The sequence below is a fragment of the Pseudomonas sp. JUb42 genome (assembly GCF_024807945.1).
In the GTDB taxonomy this organism is placed as follows: domain Bacteria; phylum Pseudomonadota; class Gammaproteobacteria; order Pseudomonadales; family Pseudomonadaceae; genus Aquipseudomonas.
Map to the genome: position 1 here is coordinate 264,926 of NZ_JANUFD010000008.1, position 20,597 is coordinate 285,522.

15 protein-coding genes are annotated in these 20,597 nt (G+C 60.4%); 7 read left to right on the top strand and 8 right to left on the bottom strand.

The window, feature by feature from the left end; genetic code table 11:
* Positions 1–57: 57 nt before the first annotated feature.
* The gene (locus tag M2401_RS17975) at positions 58–291 is read right to left on the bottom strand and encodes a helix-turn-helix domain-containing protein (protein ID WP_259104820.1); all 234 of its coding nucleotides are present in this window, start codon (positions 289–291) and stop codon (positions 58–60) included.
* Between the two features lie 336 nt (positions 292–627).
* On the opposite strand from M2401_RS17975, the gene M2401_RS17980 reads away from it, so the two are divergent.
* Positions 628–1,404, top strand: a complete 777-nt coding sequence (locus M2401_RS17980) for a ferredoxin--NADP reductase (protein ID WP_259104821.1) — start codon at positions 628–630, stop codon at positions 1,402–1,404.
* Here M2401_RS17980 and mscL read toward each other — a convergent pair.
* Positions 1,361–1,825, bottom strand: coding sequence for a large-conductance mechanosensitive channel protein MscL (mscL, locus tag M2401_RS17985; protein ID WP_259104822.1), 465 nt, complete (start codon positions 1,823–1,825; stop codon positions 1,361–1,363). The genes M2401_RS17980 and mscL overlap by 44 nt on opposite strands.
* Before the next feature lie 175 nt (positions 1,826–2,000).
* Here mscL and radA point away from each other — a divergent pair, with 175 nt between their 5' ends.
* Positions 2,001–3,368 (top strand): DNA repair protein RadA, encoded by a 1,368-nt coding sequence (radA, locus tag M2401_RS17990; protein WP_259104823.1) that lies wholly within the window; start codon positions 2,001–2,003, stop codon positions 3,366–3,368.
* Between the two features lie 18 nt (positions 3,369–3,386).
* On the opposite strand, the gene M2401_RS17995 is transcribed toward radA, so the two are convergent.
* A complete protein-coding gene (locus M2401_RS17995) occupies positions 3,387–3,761 on the bottom strand; it encodes a PilZ domain-containing protein (protein ID WP_259104824.1) in 375 nt (124 codons plus the stop codon).
* Between the two features lie 261 nt (positions 3,762–4,022).
* Here M2401_RS17995 and M2401_RS18000 point away from each other — a divergent pair, with 261 nt between their 5' ends.
* The 3 genes from M2401_RS18000 (at position 4,023) to yjiA (ending at position 7,458) form a co-directional block, all read left to right on the top strand.
* Positions 4,023–6,095: a carbon starvation CstA family protein gene (locus M2401_RS18000; RefSeq protein ID WP_259104826.1), complete on the top strand. Its 2,073-nt coding sequence runs from the start codon at positions 4,023–4,025 to the stop codon at positions 6,093–6,095.
* Between the two features lie 18 nt (positions 6,096–6,113).
* Positions 6,114–6,311, top strand: coding sequence for a YbdD/YjiX family protein (locus M2401_RS18005; RefSeq protein ID WP_259103250.1), 198 nt, complete (start codon positions 6,114–6,116; stop codon positions 6,309–6,311).
* Between the two features lie 166 nt (positions 6,312–6,477).
* Positions 6,478–7,458: a GTPase gene (gene yjiA / locus M2401_RS18010; RefSeq protein WP_259104827.1), complete on the top strand. Its 981-nt coding sequence runs from the start codon at positions 6,478–6,480 to the stop codon at positions 7,456–7,458.
* 139 nt (positions 7,459–7,597) lie between these two features.
* Here the strand turns inward: yjiA and glyA are convergent, their stop codons facing one another.
* Both glyA and M2401_RS18020 read right to left on the bottom strand, forming a co-directional pair.
* The gene (gene glyA, locus M2401_RS18015; RefSeq protein WP_259104828.1) at positions 7,598–8,851 is read right to left on the bottom strand and encodes a serine hydroxymethyltransferase; all 1,254 of its coding nucleotides are present in this window, start codon (positions 8,849–8,851) and stop codon (positions 7,598–7,600) included.
* A gap of 171 nt (positions 8,852–9,022) precedes the next feature.
* On the bottom strand, positions 9,023–12,772 hold the full coding sequence (locus M2401_RS18020) for a bifunctional diguanylate cyclase/phosphodiesterase (protein WP_259104829.1): 3,750 nt from the start codon (positions 12,770–12,772) through the stop codon (positions 9,023–9,025).
* A 473-nt stretch (positions 12,773–13,245) separates the two neighbouring features.
* Here M2401_RS18020 and ettA point away from each other — a divergent pair, with 473 nt between their 5' ends.
* Positions 13,246–14,910 (top strand): energy-dependent translational throttle protein EttA, encoded by a 1,665-nt coding sequence (gene ettA / locus M2401_RS18025; protein WP_259104831.1) that lies wholly within the window; start codon positions 13,246–13,248, stop codon positions 14,908–14,910.
* A 61-nt stretch (positions 14,911–14,971) separates the two neighbouring features.
* Here ettA and M2401_RS18030 read toward each other — a convergent pair whose 3' ends face one another.
* The 3 genes from M2401_RS18030 to M2401_RS18040 all read right to left on the bottom strand — a co-directional run bounded on the left by M2401_RS18030 (position 14,972) and on the right by M2401_RS18040 (position 17,836).
* Positions 14,972–15,322, bottom strand: coding sequence for a hypothetical protein (locus tag M2401_RS18030; RefSeq protein ID WP_259104832.1), 351 nt, complete (start codon positions 15,320–15,322; stop codon positions 14,972–14,974).
* A gap of 79 nt (positions 15,323–15,401) precedes the next feature.
* Positions 15,402–17,276, bottom strand: coding sequence for a DUF4105 domain-containing protein (locus M2401_RS18035; protein WP_259104833.1), 1,875 nt, complete (start codon positions 17,274–17,276; stop codon positions 15,402–15,404).
* A gap of 71 nt (positions 17,277–17,347) precedes the next feature.
* On the bottom strand, positions 17,348–17,836 hold the full coding sequence (locus tag M2401_RS18040; RefSeq protein ID WP_259104834.1) for a DUF3015 domain-containing protein: 489 nt from the start codon (positions 17,834–17,836) through the stop codon (positions 17,348–17,350).
* A 263-nt stretch (positions 17,837–18,099) separates the two neighbouring features.
* Between M2401_RS18040 and M2401_RS18045 the strand changes: the two genes are divergently transcribed.
* Entirely contained in the window at positions 18,100–20,565 is a 2,466-nt protein-coding gene (locus tag M2401_RS18045) for a Lon protease family protein (protein WP_259104835.1), read from the top strand.
* The last annotated feature ends 32 nt before the right edge of the window (positions 20,566–20,597 follow it).

The window sequence follows — 20,597 nt, forward strand, 5'->3', positions numbered from 1 at the left end:
CAAACCGGCGATTTTACGTCCTTTTTGCCCGTTGGCACCTTGAGATTTAGGCGGCGTTCAGAACATGCCCTCTGAAATGGCCTGCACTACGGCTGCGGTTTTATTGGGCACGCCCAGTTTTTGTACGGCACTGGCGATATGAAAATGAACGGTGCGCTCCTTGATGCGCAGAATCATGGCGATATCGGCTGCGGTCTTGCCAACGGCCGACCATTTCAGGGTTTCTATTTCCCTGTGCGTGAGTGTGTGGCGTGAGCATTGATAAGCCGGGTCCAAGTCCAAGGCGTCCATTGAGCGTCTCCCTGCTATAAGCCGGTCCCTTGTTCAGTGTAGAGAGCGCCACCGCGCAAACAGCGGCGGCACAATCTGGCCGGACAGATGGACAATTAACGTTACAGGCCCGCATTTAACGGCCGATGGTAAAACCCAAGTGCGAGCGGGCGCGCCGGGGATTGTCCGCCTGACAAGCTGAATTGCCGCGATAACGGCAAGAGCCAAATGCTCTAAAAAACTCGCGCAGACCGCTGCCACAGGATGTCCTTACCCATTGCCGGTGTTTATCGACGTCACTTTGCAGGACACTTGCACAGAGAGTTTGCCCTTATAGACGAGGCGTCAGGAGTACCCATGACCGCCAGCGACGAAAAATTCACCCGCCAGACCCTGTTGGCCGTCACACCGCTGACGCCCAGCCTGTTCACCCTGCGCACCACCCGTGACGCGGGCTTTCGTTTCCGTGCCGGACAGTTTGCCCGCCTGGGTGTGACCAAGGCCGATGGCAGTACCGTATGGCGCGCTTACTCAGTGGTCTCATCGCCCCATGACGAGTTTCTCGAGTTCTTTTCCATCGTGGTGCCGGACGGCGAGTTCACCAGCGAACTGAGCCGCCTGCGTGAAGGCGACACGCTATTGGTCGAAAAACAGGCAACGGGCTTCCTGACCCTGGATCGCTTCGTCGACGGCCGTGATTTGTGGATGTTGTCTACGGGGACGGGGGTTGCGCCGTTTCTGTCGATCCTGCAGGACTTCGAGGTCTGGGAGCGCTTCGAACGGGTCATTCTGGTGTACAGCGTGCGCGAGGCCGGCGAACTGGCTTATCAGGAATTGATTGCCGAGCTGATGAGCCGGGATTACCTGGCCGAATATGCCGACAAGTTCCTGTTTATCCCCATTGTCACCCGGGAAGAACACCCGGGCGCGCTGCACGGGCGCATTACCCAACTGATCGAGAACGGCGAACTGGAACAGGCGGCGGGCTTGCCCCTGACGCCGGAGCACTCGCGCCTGATGCTGTGTGGCAACCCGCAGATGATCGACGACACCCGCAAGCTGCTCAAACAGCGTGATCTGAACCTCAGTCTCAGCCGACGACCGGGCCAGGTTGCGGTGGAGAATTATTGGTAACGACGCTGGCAGGGCGAGTGTTCTGTTCTTTAAGCAGATCACGGATCTCACCCAGCAGTACCTCTTCCTTGCTCGGCACTGGCGGCAGGCTCGGCGCCTTGGCTTCTTCGCGTTTGAGGCGGTTGATCGCCTTGACGCCCATGAAGATGGCGAAGGCAACGATGATGAAGTCGATCACGGTCTGGATGAATTTGCCGTAGGCCAGCACCACAGCCGGTGCAGCGCCTTCTGCCGGGCGCAGGACTACGGACAGGTTGCTGAAGTCCACGCCGCCGATCAGCAGCCCCAGGGGCGGCATGATTACATCGCCGACGAACGACGAAACGATCTTGCCGAATGCCGCGCCAATGATGATACCGACGGCCATATCGACCACGTTACCTTTGACGGCAAAGGCCTTGAACTCGCTTAGTACGCTCATGGGTAGGTTCCTTGTTACAGATGAATTTATCCGGGCAGTTTAATCCAGCCCTTCATGTATATAGCAGTGCTCATGCAATCGACCGACGTCTGCTGCATAGGTTTTATTGGTTTTTGAAAAAAATACCGCGGCCGTGCTGCGTTATGATTGCTCCCTTTTTCTGACGGGGGTTGCCATGGCCAAGGCCAAACGCTTGTACGGCTGCACCGAGTGCGGCGCGACATTTCCCAAGTGGGCGGGCCAGTGCAGCGAGTGCGGCGCCTGGAACACTCTGGTCGAAACCGTGCTGGAAAGCGGCGCGGCGGCAGCTCCCAGCGGCCGCACTGGCTGGACCGGGCAACAGGCGCAGATCAAGACTCTGGCTGAAGTCAGCGTCGAGGAAATCCCGCGTTTCTCCACCCATTCAACCGAACTGGACCGGGTCCTGGGCGGCGGTTTGGTGGATGGCTCGGTGGTGCTGATCGGCGGTGATCCGGGGATCGGCAAGTCGACGATTCTCTTGCAGACCCTGTGCAACATGGCCGCAACCATGCCGGCGCTGTACGTCACGGGGGAAGAGTCCCAGCAGCAGGTGGCCATGCGCGCCCGTCGTCTGGGGCTGCCCCAGGACAAGCTCAAGGTCATGACCGAGACCTGCATCGAAAGCATTATTGCCACGGCGCGGGTTGAACAGCCCAAGGTCATGGTGATCGACTCGATCCAGACCATTTTCACCGAGCAACTGCAATCGGCTCCCGGCGGTGTCTCGCAGGTGCGGGAAAGTGCGGCGCTGCTGGTGCGTTATGCCAAGCAGAGCGGCACGGCAATCTTCCTGGTCGGTCACGTCACCAAGGAAGGCGCTTTGGCCGGGCCTCGGGTGCTGGAACATATGGTCGATACCGTGCTGTATTTCGAAGGCGAGTCCGATGGCCGCCTGCGTTTGCTGCGGGCGGTGAAGAACCGTTTCGGTGCGGTCAACGAGCTGGGCGTATTCGGCATGACTGACCGGGGGCTGAAAGAAGTCTCCAACCCTTCGGCGATTTTTCTCACTCGTGCACAGGAAGAAGTACCGGGCAGCGTGGTCATGGCCACTTGGGAAGGCACCCGACCCATGCTGGTGGAAGTGCAGGCTTTGGTCGATGACAGCCATCTGGCCAACCCGCGCCGAGTGACGCTGGGTCTTGATCAGAATCGTTTGGCCATGCTCCTTGCGGTCCTGCACCGCCATGGCGGTATTCCTACCCACGATCAGGACGTGTTTCTCAACGTGGTCGGCGGGGTCAAAGTGCTGGAGACCGCATCCGACCTCGCCCTGATGGCCGCGATCATGTCCAGCCTGCGCAATCGCCCGCTGCCACACGACCTGCTGGTGTTTGGTGAAATCGGTCTGTCGGGGGAGGTACGGCCGGTGCCCAGTGGTCAGGAGCGGCTCAAGGAGGCCGCCAAGCACGGTTTCAAGCGAGCCATCGTGCCCAAGGCCAATGCCCCGAAAGAGGCGCCGACGGGTTTGCAGGTCATTGCCGTGACACGCCTGGAACAGGCGCTGGATGCCTTGTTCGAGTAGTGGCGTATAGGCTGCTGCTCAAATTTCGATCAGTGCCGCCATCTCGCGTTCCAGTTCCTGCGGGTCGGCCAGGTTCAGTTCGATCAGGCGGCGCAGGTGGCTGATCGATTCCAGGCCGATATGCAGGCAAACGAAGCCCAGGTGATTCTTGTTGGCGTCGACGTGGGTCAGGTTCACGTCCATCTTCACCACGGCATCGGGGCTGAGCTGGATGTCCACGGCGAACGGCTGGCCCGGATCACATTCCCATGGCGTCGGCCGCTCGATCAGCAAGCCCTTGAGGGACAGGTCGAGCAACTGCACCTGCCACGTCTTCGAACCCTGGCTGAGCTTGGTCTTGGCATCGAAATCGATACGTTTGAAACGTCGGCGATCTTCTTGTGGTTCGGTCATCTCAGTGGCGTCTCTTCGAGTCTTGTGGCTATACGGTAGCAGAGTGGCCTGAAAGCCCGTGCTTTGATCAGGGACAATCTTCACGACAATAGCGCTGATAAGCGTTTACGAACAGTTTCAAGTCGGCTTTTTTGCAGTGGATGCAGGACTGGTCTTGCTGTTCTGTCGGATATTTCTAGACGTTCGTGGGGGTGGCCCTTTCCTCTGAGACACAGCTAAACTGCTCTTGTTGTCTTCTAGTCCTCTGAGCTGGAATAAAAAATGAAAAATAATAATAGTCTGCTGCGCCATGTGCCTTGGCTGATTGTCGCAATTGTCGGGGCATGCGCCCTTGGGGTCGTGGCCTTGCGCCGCGGAGAGGCGATTAACGCCTTGTGGATAGTTGTCGCGGCTGTGGCGATCTATCTGGTTGCCTACCGCTACTACAGCCTGTTCATCGCCAACCACGTCATGCAACTGGACCCGACCCGGGCCACGCCTGCGGTAGTCAACAACGATGGTCTGGACTATGTGCCGACCAACAAACACATTCTTTTCGGTCACCACTTTGCCGCCATTGCCGGTGCAGGCCCGCTGGTCGGTCCGGTGCTGGCGGCGCAAATGGGTTACCTGCCAGGCACCCTCTGGCTGATTGCCGGCGTGGTGCTGGCCGGGGCCGTGCAGGATTTCATGATCCTGTTCCTCTCCACCCGCCGCAACGGTCGCTCCCTGGGCGACATGGTCCGCGAGGAAATGGGCCGCATTCCCGGCACCATCGCCTTGTTCGGCTGCTTCCTGATCATGATCATCATCCTCGCGGTGCTGGCGCTGATTGTGGTCAAGGCCCTGGCCGAGAGCCCTTGGGGCATGTTCACGGTGCTGGCGACCATACCGGTGGCGATGTTCATGGGCATCTACATGCGCTACATCCGCCCCGGCCGCATCGGCGAGATCTCGGTGATTGGCGTGGTTCTGCTGCTGGCCTCGATCTGGATGGGTGGGCAGATTGCCGCCAACCCGGCGTGGGCGCCGATGTTCACCTTCACCGGCGTGCAGATCACCTGGATGCTGGTGGGCTACGGTTTCGTTGCCGCCATGCTGCCGGTCTGGCTGCTGCTGGCACCGCGTGACTACCTGTCGACCTTCCTGAAAATCGGCACCATCGTGGCCCTGGCCATCGGCATCCTGATTCTGGCGCCCGAGCTGAAAATGCCAGCCCTGACCCAGTTCACCGACGGTACTGGCCCGGTCTGGAAAGGCGCGCTGTTTCCTTTCCTGTTCATCACCATTGCCTGCGGTGCGGTGTCGGGTTTCCACGCACTGATTTCCTCGGGTACTACACCCAAACTGCTGGATAACGAGAAGAACGCCCGTTACATCGGTTACGGCGGCATGCTCATGGAGTCCTTCGTAGCCATCATGGCCATGGTTGCCGCTTCGGTGATCGAGCCAGGCGTGTACTTCGCCATGAACAGCCCGGCTGCCGTGGTCGGTGGTGACGTGGTTGCCGTGGCCCAGACCATCAGCGGCTGGGGCTTTGCCATTACCCCCGACATGCTCACTGCCGTGGCCCATGACATCGGTGAAAACACCGTACTGGCCCGTGCTGGCGGTGCGCCGACCCTGGCGGTCGGTATCGCGCAGATCCTGCACCAGGCCCTGCCGGGGCAGAACACCATGGCGTTCTGGTACCACTTTGCGATCTTGTTCGAAGCGCTGTTCATTCTGACGGCGGTTGACGCCGGTACCCGAGCCGGTCGCTTCATGCTGCAAGACCTGCTGGGCAGCTTCGTGCCGGCGCTGAAACGCACCGAGTCGTGGACCGCCAACGCCATCGGCACCGGTGGCTGCGTGGCCCTTTGGGGTTACCTGCTGTACCAGGGCGTGATCGATCCACTGGGCGGCATCAACACCCTGTGGCCGCTGTTCGGCATCTCCAACCAGATGCTGGCGGGGATCGCCCTGATGCTGGCCACTGTCGTGCTGATCAAAATGAAACGCCAGCGCTACATCTGGGTGACCATGCTGCCGGCTTCCTGGCTGCTGATCTGCACCGTGACCGCCGGCTTCATCAAGCTGTTCGACCCGAGCCCGGCCGTTGGCTTCCTCGCCCTGGCGAAGAAATACAGCACCGCCGCCGACGCCGGTCAGATCATTGCTCCGGCCAAGACCATGGACCAGATGCAGCATGTGATCTTCAACGCCTACACCAACGCGACCCTGACTGTTCTGTTCCTGTTCGTGGTCCTGAGCATTCTGTTCTACGCCATCAAGGTCGGTGTCGCGGCCTGGGGCAAGAAAGAGCGTACCGACAAGGAAGCGCCATTCCAGGCACAACCGGTGCAACACTCGTGATGAGCGGAGGATCAGCCCATGTTCAATGACCTGAGTCGCCTGGGCAAATACCTGGGCCAGGCTGCCCGCCTGATGGTCGGCATGCCGGACTACGACACTTACGTCGAGCACATGCAGGCCACCCATCCGGACAAACCGGTGATGAGCTACGAGATGTTCTTTCGCGAGCGTCAAGAGGCTCGGTATGGTGGCAAGGGCGGGCCGAAGTGCTGCTAACGGCCTGATGGATCGCTACAAGGTTTAAACCAGCGCGCCACTCATCGTGGCGCGTTGTCGTTTCAGAGCGACCCCTGTAGGAGGCTTTAAGCCGCGGGCAGTAAGTCCTCGCGGCTAAAACGCTCTTACAGTCGGTCTACAACTCGATTTGAAGGCAGGAGTCGGCATGAGTGTTGCGCAACCCATCCCCGTTACCGTTCTGAGTGGCTTTCTCGGGGCAGGCAAGACCACCTTGTTGCGTCATCTGCTCAAGGAAGAACACGGCCTGAAAATCGCCGTGATTGAAAATGAATTCAGTGACGCCGGTATCGATACCCAATTGCTTGGCGCCGAGCCGGTGCAGGTCATGACCCTGTCCAACGGCTGCGTGTGCTGCACCATCCACACCGATCTGACCAAGGCGTTGTTCCTGTTGCTGGAGCGTCTGGACAGCGGCGAAATTGCCTTCGACCGGCTGGTGATCGAGTGCACCGGCCTGGCTGATCCGGCCCCCGTGGCCCAGACTTTCTTTATCGATGAGGAGCTGCGCGAGCGTTATATCCTCGACGGCATCATTACTCTGGTGGACGCGGCCCACGCCGACACCCACCTGGCCCAGACCATCGCCCAGGCGCAGATCGGCTTTGCCGACCGCCTGCTGGTGAGCAAGCGCGATCTGGTAGACGATGCCGCGTTTGAAGCGCTGAGCGAGCGCCTGACCCGAATCAACCGCCGTGCGCCGATCCGTGTGGTTGAACACGGCAAGATCGATCTGGCTGAACTGCTGGATGTGCGCGGCTTCAATCTGAACGCTGATCTTGGCGGCGGTTTCAGCCTGCGCCCGGTCAAGCCTGCGGGCAATGGCATCGACCGTATCAGCAGCCTCGTGCTACGCAGTGAACAGCCGCTGGATATCGACAAGCTCAGCGAATTTATGAACGCGTTGCTGGAAGATCACGGCAAGCAGTTGCTGCGCTACAAGGGCGTGCTGAACATTGCCGGGGAAGATCGCAAGCTGGTGTTCCAGGGCGTGCTCAAGCTGTACGGCTTCGACTGGGACACTGAATGGGCCGAGGGTGAGCTGCGCGAAAGCGTGATTGTGTTCATTGCCGATGACTTGCCGGAAGAGAAAATCCGTGCGGGGTTTGAGGCGATGACCCGGTCATGACTGGACTATAGGATCGGCTTTAGCCGCGAGAATGTCCTCCTGGCTAAAGCCGGTCTTATAGGGTTTTCTCACAAGCCAATAAAAAGCCCGCCACTCATGAGAATGGCGGGCTTTTTCGTGACGGTTGAAACGGGGCTGATTAAGCGCCGTATACCGGCAGTTTGGCGCAGATAGCTTTGACTTTCGCACGAACGGCGTCGATCACCGCTTCGTTGTTCAGGTCAGCCAGGATGTCGCAGATCCAGCCAGCCAGTTCCTTGCACTCTGCTTCCTTGAAGCCGCGAGTGGTGACAGCCGGGGTGCCGAAGCGCAGGCCGGAGGTCACGAACGGGGAGCGTGGGTCGTTCGGTACGGAGTTCTTGTTCACGGTGATGAATGCCTTGCCCAGAGCGGCGTCGGCATCTTTACCGGAGATGTCCTGCTTGATCAGCGAGAGCAGGAACAGGTGGTTCTCGGTGCCGCCGGAAACCACGTCGAAACCGCGCTCAATGAACACGCCGGCCATGGCCTTGGCGTTTTTCACCACTTGTTGCTGGTAGACCTTGAACTCAGGCTGCAGTGCTTCCTTGAAGCAGATGGCCTTGGCGGCGATCACGTGCTCCAGCGGGCCGCCCTGGGCGCCCGGGAATACCGCGGAGTTCAGTTTCTTCTCGATGTCGGCGTTGGCGCGAGCCAGGATCAGGCCGCCGCGAGGACCGCGCAGGGTCTTGTGCGTGGTGGTGGTCACGACGTCAGCGAATGGCACCGGGTTCGGGTAGACACCAGCGGCAACCAGACCGGCCACGTGAGCCATGTCGACGAACAGGTAAGCACCGACCTTGTCAGCGATTTCGCGGAAGCGCGGGAAGTCGAGGATCTGCGAGTAGGCCGAGAAACCGGCAACGATCATTTTTGGCTTGTGCTCGACTGCCAGGCGCTCAACTTCGTCGTAGTCGATCAGGCCGTTGCCGTCGATGCCGTACTGGATGGCGTTGTACAGCTTGCCCGACGAGCTGACGCTGGCGCCGTGGGTCAGGTGACCACCGTGAGCCAGGCTCATGCCCAGGATGGTGTCACCCGCTTGCAGCAGAGCCAGGTAGACAGCGCTGTTGGCTTGGGAACCGGCGTGTGGCTGGACGTTAGCGTAGTCGGCACCGAACAGCTCTTTAGCGCGGTCAATGGCCAGTTGCTCAACCACGTCGACATATTCGCAGCCGCCGTAGTAACGCTTGCCTGGGTAGCCTTCGGCGTATTTGTTGGTCAGAACCGAGCCCTGAGCTTCCATGACCGCAGGGCTGGTGTAGTTTTCCGAGGCGATCAGCTCGATGTGCTCTTCCTGGCGCTGAGCTTCTTGCTCCATGGCGGCATACAGGTCGGAGTCGTACTTGGCGATAGTCAAATTACGGCTGAACATAGCGTTCCTCGGGGTCTGGCAGGGGAAAAGGAGGGCATTCTAACGCATCGGGTTTTATCTGGCATATGAAAGGCAGTCATGTTGATCAGTTGCGAGCTTCAAGCTTCAAGCGACAAGAAGGCGCGGCCTCAGGCTCACTTGCCGCTTGAGGCTTAAAGCTTGCAGCTGTCTCTAGTCAAACATGAACAACGCATCATTGCTGAATTGTGCTTCAAAGCGATTCGGCGGCATCGGTCGGCCGAACAGGTAACCTTGCACTTCGTCGCAGCCGTGTTCACGCAGGAAGTCCAGTTGCTCGTGGGTCTCGACCCCTTCGGCGATCACCGCGAGGTTGAGGCTGTGGGCCATGGCGATAATGGCTCGGGCAATCTGGGCGTCCTGTTCGCCGGAGGGCAGGCCGTCGACGAAGGTGCGGTCGATCTTCAGCACGTCGATGGGGAACTGCTTGAGGTAGTTGAGCGACGAATAGCCGGTGCCGAAGTCGTCCACGGCGATGCTAAGGCCCAGGTACTTTAGGCCGTCGAGGATCTGCATGGCTTCGCTGACTTCGCGCATCAGGATACTTTCGGTCAGTTCCAGCTCCAGGCAGGCCGGGGGCAGGCCGGTTTCCTTGAGGATATTGGCGATGCGCGTGCCCAGTTGGCCGTCGGAGAACTGCCGCGCCGAGATATTCACCGACACCTTCGGCACCCGCACTTTGGCCTGATGCCAGGCCTTGAGCTGGCGGCAGGCTTCGGTCAGTACCCAGTCGCCGACTTCCACCACCAGACCGAGTTCTTCGAGCACTGGAATGAACTCGATGGGCGAGACCAGCCCTCGCCGCGGGTGGCGCCAGCGCAGCAAGGCTTCGGCACCGGTCAGGCGTTTGCCGTCGCCGCTGAACTGCGGCTGATAGAACAGGGTGAATTCCTTCTGCTCCAGGGCATGGCGCAGATCGCTTTCCAGCTCCAGACGTTCCAGAGCCGAAGCGTTCATGTCGGCCTGATAGAACTGGAAGTTGTTCTTGCCGCGTTCCTTGGCGTGATACATCGCCGTGTCGGCGTTCTTCATCAGTTGGCTCAGCTCTTTGCCATCCTGCGGGCTGAGGGCGATGCCGATACTGGCGGTGACGAAGAACTCGCGGCCTTCCAGCACGAAGGGCGTGACCAGACTGTTGAGAATCTGTTCGGCCACATGAATGGCTCGGGTCAGGGCGATCTGCCGCGTGGCGCCGGGTTGCAACAGTAGGGTGAATTCGTCGCCACCCATGCGCGCCACGGTGTCGTCATCGTCGACGCATTCGAGCAGGCGCGTGGCCATTTCCTTGAGCATGCGGTCGCCGGCGGCGTGGCCCAGGGAGTCGTTGATCGGTTTGAAACGGTCCAGATCGAGGAACATCAGCACCACCCAGGCCTGCTGCCGCTCGGCCTGTTGCAGGGCCGAATGCAGGCGGTCCTGGAACAGGGTGCGGTTGGGCAGGTGAGTCAGGGCGTCGTAGTAAGCCAGGCGGTGGATGCGCTGTTCGCTGGCCTTGCGCTCGCTGATATCGGTGAAGAAGCACACGTAGCTGGCCAGGTCGCCTTCTTCGTCGAACACCGCCGTGATGCCTACCCATGCCGGATAGTGCTCGCCGCTGCGGCGCTTGAGCCAGACCTCGCCCTCCCAGCTGCCGCGCTGATGCAGCTGCTTGAGGATGTATTGAAGATGGGCTTCCTGCTGCTCGTCGGCGGTGAGCATGGTCGGCAACTGGTCGAGGACCTGAGCCACCGCATAACCGCTGACGCGGCTGAAGGCGTCGTTGGCCTGAACGATGTAGCCGGCCGGATCGGTGATCAGGATCGCCGAGGTGGAGTGCTCGAATACCGTGGCGGCCATGCGCAGATCTTTCTCGGCGCGGCGCTGCTGGCTGATATCGCGGCCGACGCCGAGGATACCTTCGAAGGTGTCGTTTTCGTCCCAGACCAGCACCAGACGCAGCTCGATGGGGATCTTGCGACCATCGGCACGCAGGCAGTCGAACAGGAACAGTTGGGTCGGGATCTCATGACGCAATTTGGCCAGTTCTTCCGGCTTGCCCAGGGCCTTGCCGATGCGCTCGATCAGGGCGTAGACCCCGGCCAGTTGCTGCGGGTTGGCAACCGTGGAGTTCCAGCCGTGCTCGAAGATCCACTCGGCGTCATAGCCCAACACGCTGGTGACCGACGGGCTGACGTAGTTGGGTTGCAGGCGGCTGTCGGTGGAGAAAATCACGTCACTGATGCTTTCGGCGAGCATGCGGTAGCGCTGTTCGCTGTCACGCAGGGACTCGCTGGCTTCCAGCTGTTCGGTGATGTCCTTGGCGACGCCAATGATGCGCGTGACCTGGTCGTTGCGATCCCGTGACAGGGCCTGTTCGCGGATATCGAAGCGGCGCCAGTTGTTATGCACATCGCGGAAACGCAGCTGGCAGTGCAGCAGTTCGCTGTGGCCATGGTGGCGCTGGCGCAGGCGCATGTCCTGATAGCGCTCGGCGTCATCCGGGTGCAGCAGGATCTCCCAGAAGTATTCGCCCATGCGGTGCAGCTCGGTGCGGCTGTAGCCCAGGGTCTGACCGAGATTATGGTTGCTGTAGATCATCCGCTGTGTCAGGACATCCTGCACATACAGGTGATCAGGCACGGTACGCACCACATCGGACCAAAAACCCTCGCGCTCGACCAAAGACAGTTCAACCTGCTTGCGGCTGGTGATGTCACCAATGCTCAAAATGACCGAATGACGGTCTTCCTGATCGGCGGGCAGGCGCACCACCAGCCACAGATGCTGATCGGCGCCATTTTCGTGGCTCAGGCGCACTTCCAGTTCCAACTGGTCGCGCGAATCCAGTACGGCATGAATCAGCAGCTCGCCGACGCTCTGGCGTGAGCGCGGGTTGCCGAAGATCAGCTTCTCCCAGGCCTCGTCACTGGACTCGACCTTGAGCAGGCTCAGGGCAACCTGGTTGACCTCGGTAATGCGCACGCTCTGCAACAGGCCCTTGAGCTGGCCGGGCTGGCGTTCCAGCAAGCGGGTCAGGTCATCGCTGCTGCGCAGTTGCAGGGTGTCCAGATAGTGGCGCAGCCCGGACATGTCGAGTACGCAGATGGCGATACCGACGCCGTCGAAGATGTTCTGGTAGCGCTTCTGGCTCTCATGCAGCTGACGCTGGCGGCGACGCAGGCTGAGCAGGGCCAGCAGCGGCACGATGGAGCAGGCCAGGGCGATCAGGCACTTTATGAACAAAGGGGCCAGCAGGTCCTCACGGGCCTTGTTGGCGTCGAACAGGCCCCGCAGTTGCCAGTCACTGTTGGTCAGCACCTCGAGCAACACGCTTTCCGGGCGATCATCGGGTACGACCTGTGGGCCGGTGATGGTGATGCCGTTGGTGTCGCGGAAGATGACCTTTTGCGTGGTGCGGTTTTCCAGACGCCAGAGGGGCTGGAAGTCCTGGCTGGTCTGGCGGGTCAGGGTTTTCAGGGTGTCCGGGGCCATCCGCAAGGCCCAATAGCCTGGCGTCAACTCGCCGGGCTGGCGTACCAGCAGATAGAGTTGTGAGCTGTCTTCGGAGTTGTCGTAGTAATAAGGCCGCCCCAGCGCCTGCTGGAACGAGCGCTTGAGGAAATCGCCGTCATTGGTGCCTTCGAGGCTGTCGCGGGCAATGTCGCCCGCTGCGTTGAGCCAGGCGACGCTGCGGATGCCGGGCAGGGCCTGGCGCAACATGTCCAGCAGCATGGTCTGCTGACCCATGCCCTGGGCCTTCTGTCGGGAGTCGTCGAGCAGGTTCAGGGCGACCTGAGCGCTGAGGGCCATATTCAGGCTCAGGCGGTCGGCCAACTGCACGCTGTAGTCGACGCTGCGCTGACGCTGGCGCTCCTGGGTCAGGTGAAACTGCTCGATCAGTTGCCACAAAAGCAGCGCGAGCATCAGCAGCACCAGTGCCGCCAGCCCACCCTTCAGTGAGCCACGCCAAGGCGTCGCTGTCGCGCCATTGTTCGTGCGCGAAGGAGATGTATGTTTAGGTGTAGGCAAACCTGGACCCTGACTACTGGATAGAAGCAGCGAATGCGCAGCGCACTATAAGCCGGACGGCCAAATGGCGCCTAGCATGCCCGGAGTTGTGGCTAAGTGCCAGTCCCGTAAATCCGGGGCCGTTTGCCCTGTCGGCGCCATTCGGGTAGCTTTGCCCGACGTACGGCCAAATCCTGCACGCATAACAGCATTGCTTGCAAACATTGATCCAGCTCCTGCCTTTCATGCCTTTCGATAATGCTTCGAACAGGATTGATTCAAGGCCGGGAACTGCCGGACAGCAAGCGCCGTCGCAAAAAAAGCTTTTTTCGGGATCGACGACTAAGCTCGCATCCTATTTATCTGTCACAAACCCAGGTTTTCATTCCATGGCTCAATACGTCTTTACCATGCATCGGCTGAGCAAAGTTGTGCCGCCGAAGCGGGAAATCCTCAAGAACATCTCCCTGTCGTTCTTCCCCGGCGCCAAGATCGGTGTACTGGGCCTCAACGGTTCGGGTAAATCCACGCTGCTGAAAATCATGGCGGGCGTCGACACCGAGTTCGACGGCGAAGCGCGTCCGATGCCGGACCTCAATGTCGGCTACCTGCCGCAAGAGCCGCAACTGGACCCGAACAAGACCGTGCGCGAGGTGGTCGAGGAAGCAGTCAGCGTGATCAAGGACGCCCAGGCTCGCCTGGACGAGGTCTATGCCGCCTACGCCGAGCCGGATGCCGATTTCGACAAGCTGGCTGCCGAACAGGCCAAGCTCGAAGCCATCCTGCAGGCCTCTGACGGTCACAACCTCGACCGTCAACTGGAAGTCGCCGCCGACGCCCTGCGCCTGCCAGCCTGGGACGCCAAGGTCGAGCACCTGTCCGGTGGTGAGAAGCGCCGTGTGGCCTTGTGCCGCCTGCTGCTGTCGGCCCCTGACATGCTGCTGCTCGACGAACCAACCAACCACCTGGATGCCGATTCGGTGGCCTGGCTTGAGCACTTCCTGCACGACTTCCCGGGCACCGTGGTTGCGATCACGCACGACCGTTACTTCCTCGACAACGTCGCCGGCTGGATTCTGGAACTCGACCGCGGCGCCGGTATTCCTTACGAGGGCAACTATTCGGGTTGGCTGGAAGCCAAGTCCGATCGTCTGGCCCAGGAATCCAAGCAGCAGTCGGCCCATGAAAAGGCCATGAAGGAAGAGCTGGAGTGGGTACGCAAGGGCGCCAAGGCGCGTCAGTCGAAGTCCAAGGCGCGTCTGCAACGCTTCGAAGAAATGCAGTCCCAGGAATTCCAGAAACGCAGCGAAACCAACGAAATCTACATTCCGGCCGGTCCGCGCCTGGGTGACAAGGTTATCGAGTTCAAGAACGTCAGCAAGGGTTACGGCGATCGGGTGCTGATCGACAACCTGTCGTTCGCCATGCCCAAAGGCGCCATCGTCGGCGTGATCGGCGGTAACGGCGCCGGTAAATCGACCCTGTTCCGCATGTTGATGGGCAAGGAAACACCGGATTCGGGCAGTATCGAAATCGGTGAAACCGTGCAACTGGCCTGCGTCGATCAGAGCCGTGATGACCTGGACGGCAGCAAGACGGTGTTCCAGCAGATTTCCGACGGCTCGGACCAGATCCGCATCGGCAACTATGAAATTCCTTCGCGTACCTACGTCGGTCGCTTCAATTTCAAGGGCGGCGACCAGCAAAAGTTCGTCAAGGACCTCTCCGGTGGTGAGCGTGGCCGCCTGCACCTGGCGTTGACCCTGAAGGAGGGTGGTAACGTCCTGCTGCTCGACGAACCGTCCAACGACCTCGACGTCGAAACCCTGCGTTCCCTGGAAGAAGCCCTGCTGGACTTCCCGGGCGCCGCCATTGTGATCTCCCACGATCGGTGGTTCCTTGACCGCGTGGCAACCCACATCCTGGCGTACGAAGACGACTCGCAGGCGATCTTCTTCGAAGGCAACTACACCGAGTACGAAGCCGATCGCAAGAAACGCCTCGGCGAAGCCGCTGCCCAGCCGCATCGGGTACGGCACAAGAAGTTGGCTTGATTCAAAAGGTCTGAACTGAATGTGGGAGCGGATGAATCTGCTCCCACAATCTGTATCCGGGCTACCGTGGCTTATAGGCCCGCCCCGCATCCTGAGTCTTCTGCTGTTCCCAGCGTCGTTCCCGGTCGTTGTAGATGCTCCCGGCATCGGGTCGGTCTTTACTGAGCACTTCCCCCTGGCACTGACGGAAACCGTCATCCCAGCCGCCTGCATATACCTTGTCCTTCAAGTATCGCGGTACATCCTTCTTGTACAGGCCATTGGCGCCTGCTGCATCGCGGCCACTGCCGCAACCATCCTGAAAACCATCGGCGAAGGCAGGGGGATAGCCCTCGGCGATCAGCTGTTCATGGGTAGACTGGCAACCTGCCAGTAAAACCGCCCACAACAGTACAGCCCAACGCGCGTTCATGATGAATTCCTCTGCATATGGAGGAAGTCTAGAAGCCTTACTGTCAGAGGGCTGTAAAAGCGTTGTTATAAATTCGTTATCAGTAGTGGTACCACTTCACTTCCAACATCACTTCATTCTCAGGCGAAGCCAGTTGGCTGAATTCGCGCTGGGCGCTCAGGCGCAGGCCGAGGTTGCGCGACAGCTCCCACTGCTGATTGAGGCTGACCGTGCGGCGCACTTCGCCATTGGTGAAATAGTCGCCCTTGGCTTCCAGGCTCAGGTTGCCCAACGGGTTGCGCCACAGCACGCCGGTATTGAACCCGGCAGCGGGGGAGATCAGTGCAGCGAAGTCGTTGTTGTGCTCGACCCGCACGGTGCCGAGGGCAAAGCCGAGCATGTCGTCGGTCAATTGCCAGGTGCCACCTGCGCCACCGTTGACGTGGCTGACCAGGCTTTCATCACCATGCTTGCCCAGCACTCGCTCCAGACCGCCTGCCACCTGCCATGACCAGGGTTGCAGCAGCTCGTTGCGCGGAGTCAGGGAGCGAATGGTGGCCAGGTCCAGTTGTTGCAGCTGCCAGTGATTGCCTTCGTACTGGCGCAGCTTGAGTTGCAGGATCTCGATCTGCGCGCCCAGGGGGAAACCGTAAGCGTTGTCATTGAGGTCGTGATAGGCCATGCGCAGGCCGTATTCGCCGAAGGCCTTATCGCCACGGGTGCCGAGACCGGCTTGCCAGGTGCGCGATTCATGGCCGTCTTCCGGCAGGCCGGGGCGTTGGATATCCAGTTCCGGCGGCGGGTTCTTGCTGATGGCGCCGAGCAGTTCGAAGCTGCGTTGAGCGCGCCCGGCGTCACGTTCTTCGCCGTTGGCGCGGTAGCGTTCCAGGCGATAGGCCGCGTCCTGGATCAGCGCACGGCGCTCGGAGGGTACGGCCAGGTAGTCGGCGTCCTTGAGCTGGCGCTGGTCGGCGCTGACTTTAAGCACCCAGTCCTGCTCGTCATGGCTCAGGGGCTTGGCTCGCTCCAACAGCTCACGTTCGCGAGACGGACGGTAATCGATTTTCTCCACCAGGCCCGAGGCCTTGACCGCTTTTACGGTGTCGGTAGGAATGGCCGTCAGGGGGAATTGTTTCAGCAGATCAAGGCCGGGGCGGGCGACTTGCAGCAGCTCCAGCAGGCGATAGGAGCAGTTTTCGTCGAAGAAGAAGTAGCCGAAGCGAATCTGTTTCAGCTCCCAGACATGCTCGACCATGCGCCCGGTTTCTTCGGCGGTCAGGTTCAGGTGGTATTCCCACAGGTCGCGGTTTTCCAGGCTGCGGTATTCCGAAAGCTTTTCCTGATACGGAACCAGGGCGAACAGGCCGGGATAGCCGCCCATCAGGCCCTTCCAGGCATACAGAATGCTGTTGTCGGAGCCTTCGATATAGGCGCCGAAATTGATCGCGTAGCTGAGCAGGGCGGTGTGGTTGGTTTTCACATCAGCCTGGTCGATGCGCAGCAGGGTGTGGCCGAACATCGACGACGGGCTGTTCAGATAGGCCGCCGGGAACACCAGTACGGCGCTGTCCGGGGCCACATCGCTGAACCACTGCTTGAAGGCCTTGCAGTCCACGGCGGGCAGGTCGCTCAGTTGCAACTGGTCACGCAACCAGCGCGTGCGTGCCGGGTAGACGCATTGGGCGTGCTTGTCCGGGTCATCGCCCGTGTGTAATGGCTTGTAGATCGCTGCCAGGGTTGCGCTCAACTCCGCCTTGGGATCGTGAGCGCCATCGGCGGCGAGAAAGAATTTCGGGTCATCGACATAGCTGCGCCAGCCGCCGAGTTTGCCGGTCTCGTAGTGGCCCAGGGATATCCAGAACGGCGCATTGGCCAGTTGCTGCAAATGTTCAGCGCCCACATTCGGCGCGGCTTGTGCGGTGGCGGAAAACGGGGCGCAGGCACACAGCGCCAGGTACACAAGGCGTTTGAGCATAGAGGGCAACTAGTCAAAGGGACGAAACCGGCCCCTCAGAGCGAGGGGCCGGCGGATCGAACAGAGCGAGCTTATGCCTGGGTAGCGTACTTGGCCAGGGTCGGATCGTTCTTCAGTACGTTGAGCGTATTGGTGTGAACGTCTTCAGCCGTGTCGTCAGCCTTGCTGAAGATCTGGGTGAAGTGTTCGTGGGTGACAGCGGCGAAGTGCGCACGGTCTTCCGGTGCAACGCCCAGGACGACGGCGTAGGTGGTCAGGGCTTCGCCCTTGCCTACGGCCATGTCTTTGGAAAGCTCGTCCATCATGCCGTTCATGGCAATCCAGGACTTGCCGCCATAGGTCAGTGCGCTGTTGGTGGAGCAGCCGTTGGTGCCCGAGGTCATGCCGAAAGTGGCGTTACCCGAGGTGCCGTTGGTGGTCGATGCGAGGAAATGTGCCGGTGTGCCGCGTTGGCCTTCGAACAGCATGTTGCCCCAGCCGCAATCCGGGCCGCCTGGCGCCTGGGCCATGGCATTGAGGGAAACAGCGGTAAAGAGCGTACCCAGAAGAATCCGTTTCATAGCGTTATTCTCTATTTATGTTCAACCAAGGGAGGTTTTCGTATCGATACGAATGGGTTTATCGACCACCCGCGCAAGTTGGAGTTTAGGCCGTCGCCAAGGGTTCCGTGATCTATTGCAAATTGTTGACGGCAGTGCGTGTCGGTCCACACTTATTGGTTGAATGAGGTGCGTTGAAATCCATGGGATTTTTCCTGCCTTGCAAGTCACGCGCAGCGAGCGCCAGAATGCGCCAACTGCCCCGCCTGATTTAAGGATGTCCGATGCCCGATCCTGTTGCTGCCAGCCTGCGTATTGCGCCTGAAGCGCTGACCCGCCCTTTTTCCGCTGAACAGTTCAGCTTCACGACGACCAATGATCTGGAACCCTTTCGTGGCGTGCTCGGCCAGGAGCGAGCCGTAGAAGCCCTGCAATTCGGCGTGGCCATGCCGCGTCCCGGTTACAACGTGTTTGTCATGGGCGAGCCCGGCACTGGCCGGTTCTCCTTCGTCAAACGCTACCTCAAGGCCGAAGGCAAGCGCATGCAGACGCCTTCGGACTGGGTCTACGTCAACCATTTTGACGAGCCCCGCGAACCCCGCGCCCTGGAACTGCCTCCGGGCAGCGCCGCCGCTTTTATTACCGATATCGGTGGCTTGATCGACAACCTGCTGTCGACTTTTCCGGCAGTGTTCGAGCACCCGTCCTACCAGCAGAAGAAAAGCGGCATCGATCGCGCCTTCAACCAGCGCTACGACCGTGCTCTTGATGTGATCGAGCGTCTGGCGCTGGAAAAAGACATCGCCCTGTATCGCGATAACACCAACATTGCGTTCACCCCGATGGCTGAAGGCAAGGCGCTGGACGAGGCGGAATTCGCCCAGTTGCCGGAAGCCGACCGCGAGCGTTTCCATGACGATATCGCCGGTCTGGAAGAGCGCCTCAACGAAGAATTGGCCAGTCTGCCGCAGTGGAAGCGTGAATCCAGCAACCAGCTGCGTCAGCTCAACGAAGAAACCATCACCCTGGCCTTGCAGCCACTGCTGGCGCCTTTGTCGGAAAAGTACGCGGAAAATGCTGCTGTCTGCGCCTATCTCCAGGCCATGCAGGTCTATCTGCTGAAAACCGTAGTCGAGCAACTGGTCGACGACAGCAAGACTGACGCCCAGGCGCGCAAGCTGCTGGAGGAGCAGTACTGCCCGAGCCTGGTGGTTGGCCATGGGGCCAATGGTGGGGCGCCGGTGGTATTCGAGCCGCACCCGACCTACGACAACCTGTTTGGCCGCATCGAGTACAGCACCGATCAGGGCGCGCTCTACACCACTTACCGGCAGTTGCGCCCAGGCGCCCTGCACCGCGCCAACGGCGGTTTCCTGGTACTGGAAGCGGAGAAGATGCTCAGCGAACCGTTCGTCTGGGATGCGCTCAAGCGCGCCCTGCAATCGCGCAAGCTGAAAATGGAGTCGCCACTGGGGGAGCTGGGCCGTCTGGCGACCGTAACGCTGACGCCGCAAGTCATTCCGTTACAGGTCAAGGTCATCATTATTGGTGCCCGTTCCCTGTACTACACCCTGCAAGACCTGGATCCGGACTTCCAGGAGATGTTCCGCGTGCTGGTGGACTTCGACGAAGACATTCCCATGGTCGACGAAAGCCTGGAGCAGTTCGCCCAGCTGATGAAGACCCGCACTTCGGAAGAGGGCATGGCGCCCCTGACTGCCGATGCGGTGGCGCGTCTGGCGACCTACAGTGCGCGTCTGGCCGAGCATCAGGGGCGGCTCTCGGCGCGTATCGGTGATCTGTTCCAACTGGTCAGCGAGGCTGATTTCATTCGCCAGCTGGCCAACGACGAACAGACCGATGTCGGCCATATAGAGCGGGCACTGAAGGCCAAGGCCACCCGTACCGGGCGGGTTTCGGCGCGGATTCTCGACGATATGCTGGCCGGGATCATCCTGATCGACACCGATGGCGCGGCCGTGGGCAAGTGCAACGGCCTGACCGTGCTGGAAGTCGGTGATTCGGCCTTTGGCGTGCCGGCGCGGATTTCCGCGACCGTCTATCCCGGTGGCAGCGGCATCGTCGACATTGAGCGTGAGGTTAACCTCGGTCAGCCGATTCACTCCAAGGGCGTGATGATCCTCACCGGTTATCTGGGCAGCCGTTACGCTCAGGAATTCCCTCTGGCGATCTCGGCCAGTATTGCCCTGGAGCAGTCCTACGGTTATGTGGATGGCGACAGTGCATCCCTGGGCGAGGCTTGCACGCTGATTTCGGCTCTGTCGAAAACCCCGCTCAAGCAGTGCTTTGCCATTACCGGTTCGATCAACCAGTTCGGCGAAGTGCAGGCAGTGGGTGGGGTCAACGAGAAGATCGAAGGCTTCTTCCGCTTGTGCGAGGCCCGTGGCCTGACCGGCGAGCAAGGCGCAATCATTCCGCAGGCCAACGTCGCTACCCTGATGCTCGACGAGCGGGTGTTGCAGGCGGTACGTGCCGGGCAGTTCCACGTCTATGCGGTGCGCCAGGCTGACGAAGCCCTGAGCCTGTTGGTTGGCGAGCCTGCGGGTGCGCCGGACGAGAACGGCGAGTTCCCGGAAGGCAGCGTCAACGCTCGCGTGGTCGAGCGTCTGCGTGATATCGCCGAAATGCTCAGCGATGAAGAACTCAAGGAAGAACTGGAGAAGGAAGCCGTTCAGGCCCAGGGTGAAGTGGCGGTAGCCTCCAAACTCAAGGCTCGTCGTCGGCGCTGACCCGCTCGGGAGTACAGGCACCGTCGTGGGGC